The sequence below is a fragment of the SAR202 cluster bacterium genome, from assembly GCA_009392515.1.
Lineage (GTDB): Bacteria > Chloroflexota > Dehalococcoidia > Lucifugimonadales > UBA6952 > UBA6952.
The window spans coordinates 18105-28447 of the sequence record VFGE01000010.1 but is presented as its reverse complement, the minus strand read 5'-3'; the positions used below and the strand labels follow the sequence as shown (position 1 = coordinate 28447).

The following is a 10343-nucleotide window of genomic DNA, read 5'->3' as shown; positions in this document are numbered from 1 at the left end:
GATTTTTTCTTATCTTGGGTTATGGGAAAAGGTTTAGGGGCACGAAGTGTTAATTTAAAAATACCCAAATTCACTCTTATTGGCGCTACAACAAGGTATGCATCAATAAGTTCACCATTACGTAATAGGTTTGGACTTATCCATCGCCTAGATTATTATGATGTTGAATCGCTTATTCAGTTGTTAAATAGATCCGCAACAATTTTAAATATAAAATTTGATAATGAAGGTTTAAAACAAATAGCTGTCAGGTCTCGTGGAACTCCTCGTATAGCGAATCGTTTATTAAAAAGAGTACGAGATTATGCTGAAGTTAAATCTAATGGGAAAATAACAGCTTCAATTGCAGACGATAGTTTGTCAAAATTAGGAATAACTTCCACAGGACTTGATGAGATAGATATGAGATTATTAGAGGCAATTGTCGTTAATTTTACAGGTGGACCAATAGGTTTAGATACATTGGCAGCATTTATAAATGAAGAATCTGAAACGATTATGGAAGTTTATGAACCATATTTATTACAAATAGGACTATTATCACGAACACCTAAGGGAAGAATTGCGACGAAATTGGCATACGATTTATTTGGTAAAGAATATACTCTTGGAAAACAAGGTAATTTAATTTAGATACTAAGGAGAAAATAATGATTCATGAATTAAGAATATACGAAGCAATACCAGGTAAATTACCTGAACTTAATAAAAGATTCGATACGATAACTTTGGGGTATTTTGAAAAATATGATATGAAAGTTGTTGGATTTTGGACCGATGAGTTTGGGGATAATACAAAGTTAACGTATATTCTTGAATTTAATGATTTAAATCATCGTCAAGAATCATGGGCAAAGTTTAGGGCGGATGAAGATCGAGCTAAGGCTTTTGCAGAAACGGAAAAAAATGGGCCATTAGTTGCAAGAGTTACTAATTCTATATTAACCCCTACTTATTATTCACCTTTACGTTAGGTAAATATTTACTATATTGGAGGTTTGGGCTTGTCTACGATATCTGCGGTCGTTTTTGGTTCAGTAAATTATGATTTGATTGCAACAGCACAAAAATTTCCTTTAGATGGGGAATCACTAATTGGTCAAAGTTTTTATACATCAGCAGGTGGTAAAGGTGGCAACCAGGCTGTAGCTTTGTCTAGGTTAGGTATTGATACGTTTATGGTTTGTAGAATAGGTGATGATTATTATGGAGAAGAACTTCTTAATAGTTTACAAACATTTGGTGTAGATGTTTCTTTGGTTGGTATTGAGAAAAATATGAATTCTGGAATAGCCCATATAACAGTAAATGATAAAGGCCAGAATAAAATTATTATTATCCGAGGTGCAAATGCTACTTGTTCCGATATTGAAATTGATAAAATTACTTCAAAATTAAACTCTGGTGCTGATGCACTTTTATTGCAGATGGAACTACCTTTGGAAATTTCTTTGAAAGCTGCTAAATATGCTCAAAGTATCAATAAACTTGTTGTAATGGATCCAGCCCCTGCTGGTATCATGCCAGTTGGAGTTTATCAATATTTTGACTATTTGATACCCAACGAGACAGAAGCAGAAACCTTAGTTGGGCATCCTGTTGAGACCAACGATCAGATAAAGAATGCAGCTAAAACATTACTCGATAGAGGGGTAAAAAAAGGAGTAATTATTAAATTAGGCGAAAAGGGAGCATATTATATCAATGATAGAATATCCGGGTTTATTGAAGCAAAAAAAGTTAAAGCAATAGATACTGTTGCAGCTGGAGACGCCTTTAATGCCGGATTTACATCTTATTTATTAAAAGGAAATTCTTTCGTAGATTCTGTAACTATGGGTGTAACCATAGGGTCGTTAGCAGTCACTAAACCTGGAGCGCAGGAATCTATGCCTACTTTGGAAGAAGTTGACTATTTTTTGAATACAAAAAAATAAATCTAAGGAGGAAATATGGGCATCCTAGATGGGCAGGTGGCGATAGTAACAGGTTCGGCTACCGGAATTGGATACGGTATAGCTAAGAGGCTTTCAGATGATGGTGCAAATATTGTTTTGGTTGACTTTGATGCTGATTTAGCTGAGCAAGCTGGAAGTGAATTAGCATCAAATGGTGTGGATATAGAAATATGTATTGGTGATGTTGCTAATCCTGAAACTGCCGAAGAAGCAGTAAAAAAAGCATTAGATAAATGGGGAAGAATAGACATTCTTGTAAATAATGCAGGTATAGGGGGTAAAAATGGCAATATCTGGGAATTGGATGTCGAAGAATTAGATAGAGTCTATAGAACAAACTTTAGAGGTGTATTTTCTTTTTGTCACGAGGTAATACCGCATATGATTGAAAAAGATTATGGTCGAATAGTTAATATTGCCTCAATCGCAGGTAAGGAAGGAAATCCTAGAATGGTTCCTTATTCTGCAACGAAATCTGCAGTAATTGGACTTACAAAGTCAGTTGGAAAAGAACTAGCTGGTACTGGGGTATTAGTGAATTGTATTACTCCAGCTGTAGTCCAAACGAGAATTTTAGATCAATTCACACCGGATCAAGTCAAGTATATGGTTGATAAGATTCCAGTTGGGAGAACAGGAGAAATATCTGAAATTGCAGCTTTGGTAGCTTGGTTATCATCTGCTGAATGTTCATTTAGCACAGGTGCAGTTTTTGATATAAGCGGGGGTAGAGCAACATATTAAACAAGAATTAAATTGAGGAGGAATTATGAATTATGAATATGTCAAATATGAAGTAAAAGATCAAATCGCATGGGTAACAATAAATAGAGAAGAAGTAAGAAATGCTTTACATCAACCAGCCCATGTTGAGCTTTATAATATTTGGAATTTAATTGATCAAGACCCTAGTATTAGAGTTGCAGTATTAACTGGTGCGGGAGACAAATCCTTTAGTGCGGGTAATGATTTGAAATTTTCTACTGAATTGGCAAAAAAGGGGTTAAATCATAATAAACTAGGGAATATGCCTTTAGGTGGGTTTGGTGGTATAACAAATCCTCGATATAGGATGTCAAAACCAATAATCGCTGCAGTAAATGGTTTTGCACTAGGGGGAGGATTCGAATTAGCCTTAGCATGTGACATTATTATTGCAGCAGAACATGCCCAATTTGGATTACCAGAACCTACAGTTGGATTAGTTGCAGGGGCTGGAGGTATGCATAGGTTACCTAGACAAATTCCCTATAAAGTTGCAATGGGGATGATGCTTACAGCTAGAAGACTTTCAGCACAGGATGCTTTTGGTTATGGTTTAGTAAACCAAGTATGTGCTTTAGATGATTTATATTCTGTCGCATTGGAATGGGCTTCAGATATTATTAAATGTGCCCCATTAGCTATACAGGGGACAAAGGAAGCTTCTACTATAGGATTTGATTTACCTCTTGAGGCAGCATTTAACAAGACATATTATTGGATAGATTTGCATATGGCATCTCCGGACAGATTGGAAGGTATGAGTGCCTTTGTGGAAAAAAGAAGTCCTCAATGGAAGGGTAGTGTATGATATTCAATCATAATGACAAAGGTGAACCCCTTCCATTATCTGGTATAAGAGTAGTAGATCTAACATGGATAGTTGCTGGACCTCAAACCACGAGGATTTTTGCCGATTTAGGTGCCGAAGTTATTAAAGTGGAGTATAAAGAATCTCCAGATTATATACGAGGTGCACCTCCGTTTGCAGATAATATATCTGGTGTTAATCGAAGCGGTTTTTTTAATAATTTAAACCGGAATAAATCTTCTCTGACTCTTAATGTTATGCATCCTGATGGAATGGATGTATTAAAAAATTTAATTAGTGTTTCGGATATATTAATTGAAAATTTTAGTTCAAAAGTACTTGATCGGTGGGGTTTAAATTATCAGGAGCAGATAAAAATTAAGCCTGACATAATATATTTAAGTTTATCAGGTTTTGGTCATAGCGGAAGTAAACAAGACTATACAACTTGGGGTCCAACAGCTCAAGCATTATCTGGATTAACATATATGTCTGGTTTCCCCAACGAATATCCTTCGGGATGGGGCTACTCCTTTTTGGATCATACTGCAGGGTATTACGGAGCCATTGCCTTATTGTTAGCATTGCATCATAGAAATACTACAGGAGAAGGTCAGTCAATTGATATTTCTCAAGTTGAAACAGGAATGGCTCTTACTGGAACTTATCTGCTTGATTATTTAATGAATGGTAGAAAATATAAACGTCCAGAAAATCCTCCTGGGAACAGAGCGCGATTTGATATTGTGGCACCTCATAATATTTATCGATGCCATGGAGAGGATCGATGGATAGCTTTAGTAGTTTCAGACAATGATGAGTGGGCAAAATTTTGTAAAGCGATAAATAGAATTGATTTATTAGATAACAATTTGTTTAGTACCAATGAACTACGTATTAAAAATCAAGATTTTTTGGATAATGAAATAAGTGTTACTCTCGCAGATTGGGATGCTATTGAATTAATGCATATATTACAAGGTGTTTCAGTTAGTGCTGGGGTTGTACAAAATGCAAAAGACAGAGTGACTTCAGACCCTCAATTAAAAGAGCGAAATTATTTCCAACAAATTGAACACCCAGAAATTGGCAAATATGATTTTGATGGATTTCCTGCAAAATTTAGCGAAGTCGGGCATCGTATGGAGAGCTCATCTCCAATATTAGGTCAGCATAGTAAATACGTTATATCTAGTTTACTAGGATACAATCAGGAAGACCTAGACCGAATGGAAAGCGAGGAAGTTTTTTGATAAATCAAATGTATGCTTTAAGCGATATTACTGTCTTGGATTTAACTGACGAAAAAGGTGTTTATGCTGGGAAATTACTTGCCGATATGGGAGCCAATGTAATTAGAATAGAACCATTATCTGGAAATAAAACAAGATTAATAGGCCCATTTTTTATGGATAATGTTAGTGAAGAATCTAGTCTTTATAATTGGTATCATAATACGAATAAAAAAAGTGTTACTTTGGATTTATCTACTAAAGAGGGTATTGAAATATTAAAACAACTCTGTTTAAAAACCGATATCCTTTTAGAATCTTTTGATAATAATTATTTGGAGAGTATGGGATTAAGGTATGAAGATATTTCTAAAGAAAATAGTACATTAATCTGGACTGCTATTTCAGGTTTTGGGAGGACAGGACCTTATGCAAACTACAAAACGACAGATTTAGTTGCGCTTTCTCTTGGTGGCCCTGTAGCCAGTTGTGGATATGATCATTTACCTGGTAACCCTCCGATGTGTCCGGACGGTTGGGCCGGATATTATACTGGTTCACATTATGCGGCTATTAGCACATTAGTAGCTTTAATATATCGAGATATAACTAATAAGGGACAATATATTGATGTCTCAATTCATGAGGCAATTTCATCTTCTACAGAGGCAGCTTTACCTATGTACATCTATCAGAAAGCTGTTCCACTAAGACAAACAGGTCGTCACCATAGTATAACTCCGACTCCTCCAGCAATATATAGATGTATTGATGGGGGAATGATCCATGTTTTTGGAACACCGCCGCAAGATTTGAATAGATGGTCAAAGTTATTAGAATGGATTCAAGAATCTCAAGACGCATCTGAATTACTAAGTCATAAATACGAAGAAATGGTTACTTTAAGAAAGAGAGATTCAGATCTCATGTTCACACTCTTTAGTTATATTGGACACCTAATCAATTCATTAGATTCTGAATATGTTTTTAATAGAGCTCAATCTATAGGATTACCATGGGGGCTAATAAGATCTCCAGAAGATAACGTAGCAGACAAACATTTTTGGGAAAGAGGATTTTTTATTGATATTAGTTCGGGAAATGAAGAAAAGCCAACATATTTTCCAGGTGCACCGTATATTTTTAACAAAACTCCTTGGAGAATACGAGGTTTTTCCCCGAAATTGGGGCAAGATAATAATGAAATATATAAAGGTATGTTAAATTTTACTACTAGTGATATTGAGAATTTGAAAGCAAACAAGATAATATAACTAAACCTACGTTTAGGAGGTATTGTGGATATATTAACTATTTTATTATTAGTTACATTAGCCTATTTAGGCGGCTCTTTAGTATGGGCCAATATTATTACAAAATTTTACAAGAAAGAAATTAGAGATTTTGGGACAAATAATCCAGGAACTGCTAATTTTTCAAGGGAGTTTGGTTTGTCTGGTGGATTCCTCGTGTTTCTAGGAGATGTATTTACGGGATTTGTTATTTTTACAATTTGTATTGATTTGGCAAGTCGTATCGAAGAATATAAAACACTTTTGGTAATAATTTCACCATGTTTTATTTTATTAGGTACTTTTTTCCCAGTTTATTTCAAATTCCAAGGAGGAACTGGTCTTGCTAAATGTATTGGTGTTGCGTGTGCAATCAATCCTTTAGCATTTTTGATACTATTCCCAATTATTTTAATTGTGACACTGAAGACTAAAGCATTTGCAGTTGTAGGTGCTCTATTTATAGTTCTGATTGTTTTCTTTTCTATAACAAAATATGAATATAACCTAATGGACCTTAAATATACTTATCCAGATTTACAGGGTTTATTTGCAGTAGCATTGTGTGGAGTTATGGTTTTACTTAAGGGTATGCATCAATATAAGTTGAGGTTGTATTAATTATTCAGTAAAGTTTAGATTATACAAATTTTGGTAAAATTCACTTGATTTCATTAATTCATCGTGACTACCTGAAGCTAAAATTCTACCTTGATCCATAACAATTATTCTATCTGCGTTTCGTATTGTAGATAATCTATGAGCTATAACAATTGATGTACGATTATTTAGCAAAGTGTTTAATGCTTTTTGTATTTTTATTTCTGTAAAAGTATCTACATTAGCTGTTGCCTCATCTAATATAAGTATTTCTGGATCTGCTAATAATACTCTGGCAAAACTAATCAATTGTCTTTGTCCTAGACTGAGATTCATACCTCGCTCATGAAGAATTGTGTCGTATTGCTCACTCAATTCACTGATAAAATCATGGGCACCTGCGGCCTTACTAGCTTTAATTATGTCCTCTAAAGAAGCCTTATCGTTATTGTATTTAATGTTCTCTGCAACAGTTAGTGAATATAAGAAAGGTTCTTGAAGAACCATACCCAATCGTTGTCGTAAATATTCACGTGGTAGTTCCTTTAAATTTAATCCATCGATTAAGACTGTTCCTTCTGTCGGATCATAAAATCTAGCCGCTAGTGAAGCTATAGTTGTTTTCCCAGCTCCAGTTGGGCCTACTAAAGCGATCATTTCTCCAGATTCGATACTTAAATCTAAATTTTTTAATGCATATCTGTCTTTTGTATATTCCATAGTGACATTATCAAATTTCAATTTACTAGATTTTTCGATTTTACTATTTGATTTGATCGATTCATTATAAATCACTTCAGGTTCAACACTAAGTAATTCGAATATTCGTACTGCTGATGTAGTAGTTCTTTGAAATTCTGTATATTGCATTGTTAAACTTCTAATAGGTTCAAAAAATCTTTGAACGTAAAGTGTAAATGCAATTAATTCACCCAATTGTAGTTCTTCACCTAAAACCATATTGCCGCCAATAATTATTACTAAGCTCAAGGAAATAGCCGTAACAAATTCTACTGTAGGCATAAGTGCAGAAGATAGCCTAATTGCTTTTATATTGGCTTGTAAATGATCGTCATTGACGCCGTCAAAAATTTTAGCATTTCTTTCTTCTCGATTAAAACTTTGTACTATTCGTACACCAGAAATGTTTTGTTGAAGTCGTGAATTTACTACTGATATTGCTTGCCTAACTCTGACAAACGCAGCTTTTGCTCTGGTTTGCCAAAGAGCAATTATGAATAAAAGGAAAGGAATAACAGTAAAACAATATAGTGCTAACTTGACATTCATCAATAACATAACAATAGTTATGCCTATTACGCTAAGTAAATCTCCAAGAGTAAGGGCTAACATTGGGAAAAACTCTTGTAGTTGATTTACATCATTTTGGATTCTACTCATTATTCTTCCGACTTCGTTTTTATCAAAAAACGGTATAGATAGGTTTTGTAAGTGATCAAACATTTTCATTCTTAGGTTAAGGAGTACATGTTGTGAGGCTTGTGCTAAAAGTTTCAGATAACTGACATTTGCAACATAATTTATTGTTACAACAATAAATAAAGCTATTCCCCATTGATTTAAACTAGATTTATCTTGAGTGAGTATGAAGGCATCTGTGACGTATCCAATAATTCTAGGTAAGGCTACAATAGTGAGTGTATAAAATGTCATCATTACCATAGCTAAAGTAAAGACAATTAACTTTCCTCGTAGGAAAGGGAATAGCTGTTTTGCTGCTCCAAAATCCCATACAGCACCTATTTCTTCTTCATTGAGGGTAGTCCATGCGGCAGTGCGTTTATTAAGCATGACTGGTATCTTCCTTCAATGGGGCATTTTGTATTTGAGGTTCATCTGCTTGATTTTCGGCAATTTGTAAATTATACAAATCTTTATATATGCCTTCTTGTTGAATTAATTCTGTATGATTTCCTCTTTGTTCAATTAATCCATTATTTAAAACAATGATATTATCGGCATTTTGCACTGAACTTATTCTGTGAGCAATGATAATTGTAGTTTTATCTTGAGAAATATTTTCCAATTGAGCTTGTATATATTTTTCTGTGATTGTATCGACACTTGATGTAGCATCATCAATTATTAATATTGGGGGATCAATTAGTAATGCTCTGGCAATTGAAATTCTTTGTCTTTGTCCTCCTGATAAAGTGCTTCCCCTTTCACCAACAACGGTATCATATTTATGTGGTAAGGACATGACAAACTCATGAATCTGGGCAATATTAGCGACTTTTTCTATTTCTTCTATAGAGATATTAGGGTTTCCGTAGGCTATATTTTCTCTAATACTATCAGTAAAGAGGAAAACGTCTTGGTGAATTAACCCAATATTTTTTCGTAGATTTATCAGTTCAAAGCTATCTACTGGTATATCGTCTATAGTTACTTTACCAGTGGTTGGTTCGTAAAATCGTGGTATTAGGTTAATAATACTTGTTTTCCCACTTCCAGGGGGGCCAATAATCCCTAATGTTTCTCCTGGCTTAATTAGAAAGTCAATATTATGTAGAATATCTTTTCCAGATTCATGATAAAACGAAACATTTTCAAATTTTATTTCACCTTTGATTTTTGTAGCAGAGTCTGCATTATCATGGTTAAAAATTGATGGCTTGCTATCTAATATTTCAAATATTCGTGTACCTGCAGATAGACCTCGAGAAAAAGAGTTAGTAACCCAGGCTGCTATTCTTACTGGCATAGCTAACATGCCAAGATATAATATAAATTGAGCAAGTTCACCAGCTGTCATATTTCCATCAACTACTTCTGTTCCCCCAACCCACAATATCAGTGCAGTACTTGCCATATAGAAAAATGTCATCATTCCAGCATTATTAGCTTGAAGGGCGGCAGCTTCGTAAGCATGTTGAGCAACTTCGCCAGTGCGGTTAAAAAAGCGTTTTTCTTCAAACTCTTCAGCACCAAATGCTTTTACTACTTTTTGACCAGATAGATTTTCTTGCAGAATAGTAGTCATATGTCCCATTGCTACTTGAACAAGGAACCATTTTTTTCTTTGAGCTAGTATAAAGATACTACCGCGCCATATAATAAATGGTACGAATACTAAGCAATATAAGCTTAATTTCCAATCTAATAAAATAATTAAAATCATCACACCCAGAATTAAACTTATACAGAAGAAAGATCGTATCATACCTCCTTGGACAAACATTCGAATTCCTTCAATATCAGATGTGGCCCGTGACATCAAATTCCCTGTTTGGTGTTTATCGTGGAAATCAAAATTGAGGGTTTGTAAATGTGTATAAAACTCATTTCTTAGGTCGTAAGCAACTTGTTGTCCCAGTGATTCACCGAAATAGGTTTGGCCATAGGCCATAAGTCCTCGAAACAAATTTGCTAATATTATTCCTCCAGCTAAGACCCATAAGCCTTTAGCTGAACCAGAAGTGATCACAGCATCTATGGCTGTTCCGATAATTTTTGGGATCATTAAACCAAAAACTGTTACACCAATTATGGAAAGATATGCTAATAGAAGTCGACCTTTGTAAGGTGCGGTTCTTTTAGCTAATCTGATTAATACGTTCATAGAAGTTTTGACAAAAGGTAAAAAAATATAAATTCTTCAGATATTATTACTTAAATAGTCATAAAATGCCAACAATTCGTTTTCTTTCTTTCAATTTTTTTT

General features: G+C 34.4%; 10 protein-coding genes. 8 read left to right on the top strand and 2 right to left on the bottom strand.

Features of this window, described 5'->3' with window-relative positions; genetic code table 11:
- From FI695_00330 to FI695_00295, 8 genes are all read left to right on the top strand, one after another.
- On the top strand, nucleotides 1–633 hold a 633-nt coding region (locus FI695_00330), incomplete at its 5' end, for a Holliday junction branch migration DNA helicase RuvB (protein ID MQG50409.1).
- A gap of 17 nt (nucleotides 634–650) precedes the next feature.
- On the top strand, nucleotides 651–974 hold the full coding sequence (locus FI695_00325; protein ID MQG50408.1) for an NIPSNAP family protein: 324 nt from the start codon (nucleotides 651–653) through the stop codon (nucleotides 972–974).
- A gap of 6 nt (nucleotides 975–980) precedes the next feature.
- A complete protein-coding gene (gene rbsK, locus FI695_00320; protein MQG50407.1) occupies nucleotides 981–1937 on the top strand; it encodes a ribokinase in 957 nt (318 codons plus the stop codon).
- Between the two features lie 15 nt (nucleotides 1938–1952).
- Entirely contained in the window at nucleotides 1953–2702 is a 750-nt protein-coding gene (locus FI695_00315; GenBank protein ID MQG50406.1) for an SDR family oxidoreductase, read from the top strand.
- A 25-nt stretch (nucleotides 2703–2727) separates the two neighbouring features.
- The gene (locus FI695_00310) at nucleotides 2728–3531 is read left to right on the top strand and encodes an enoyl-CoA hydratase (protein ID MQG50405.1); all 804 of its coding nucleotides are present in this window, start codon (nucleotides 2728–2730) and stop codon (nucleotides 3529–3531) included.
- Complete coding sequence (locus tag FI695_00305) at nucleotides 3528–4784, top strand: CoA transferase (protein MQG50404.1); 1257 nt, start codon at nucleotides 3528–3530, stop codon at nucleotides 4782–4784. Before FI695_00310 ends, FI695_00305 begins: the two co-directional genes overlap by 4 nt.
- Complete coding sequence (locus FI695_00300) at nucleotides 4781–6037, top strand: hypothetical protein (GenBank protein ID MQG50403.1); 1257 nt, start codon at nucleotides 4781–4783, stop codon at nucleotides 6035–6037. The genes FI695_00305 and FI695_00300 overlap by 4 nt, the downstream gene beginning before the upstream one ends.
- A gap of 21 nt (nucleotides 6038–6058) precedes the next feature.
- Complete coding sequence (locus FI695_00295; protein ID MQG50402.1) at nucleotides 6059–6676, top strand: glycerol-3-phosphate acyltransferase; 618 nt, start codon at nucleotides 6059–6061, stop codon at nucleotides 6674–6676.
- Here FI695_00295 and FI695_00290 read toward each other — a convergent pair whose 3' ends face one another.
- Both FI695_00290 and FI695_00285 read right to left on the bottom strand, forming a co-directional pair.
- Nucleotides 6677–8467: an ABC transporter ATP-binding protein gene (locus FI695_00290; protein MQG50401.1), complete on the bottom strand. Its 1791-nt coding sequence runs from the start codon at nucleotides 8465–8467 to the stop codon at nucleotides 6677–6679. It lies immediately after the preceding gene.
- Entirely contained in the window at nucleotides 8460–10241 is a 1782-nt protein-coding gene (locus FI695_00285) for an ABC transporter ATP-binding protein (protein MQG50400.1), read from the bottom strand. Before FI695_00285 ends, FI695_00290 begins: the two co-directional genes overlap by 8 nt.
- Between the last annotated feature and the right edge of the window lie 102 nt (nucleotides 10242–10343).

Excerpts from the sequence above, each read along its gene's own strand:
- FI695_00325 (MQG50408.1), top strand. The coding sequence starts at position 651 with ATGATTCATGAATTAAGAATATACGAAGCAATACCAGGTAAATTACCT.
- FI695_00315 (MQG50406.1), top strand. The coding sequence starts at position 1,953 with ATGGGCATCCTAGATGGGCAGGTGGCGATAGTAACAGGTTCGGCTACC.
- FI695_00310 (MQG50405.1), top strand. The coding sequence starts at position 2,728 with ATGAATTATGAATATGTCAAATATGAAGTAAAAGATCAAATCGCATGG.
- FI695_00305 (MQG50404.1), top strand. The coding sequence starts at position 3,528 with ATGATATTCAATCATAATGACAAAGGTGAACCCCTTCCATTATCTGGT.
- FI695_00290 (MQG50401.1), bottom strand. The coding sequence starts at position 8,467 with ATGCTTAATAAACGCACTGCCGCATGGACTACCCTCAATGAAGAAGAA.
- FI695_00285 (MQG50400.1), bottom strand. The coding sequence starts at position 10,241 with ATGAACGTATTAATCAGATTAGCTAAAAGAACCGCACCTTACAAAGGT.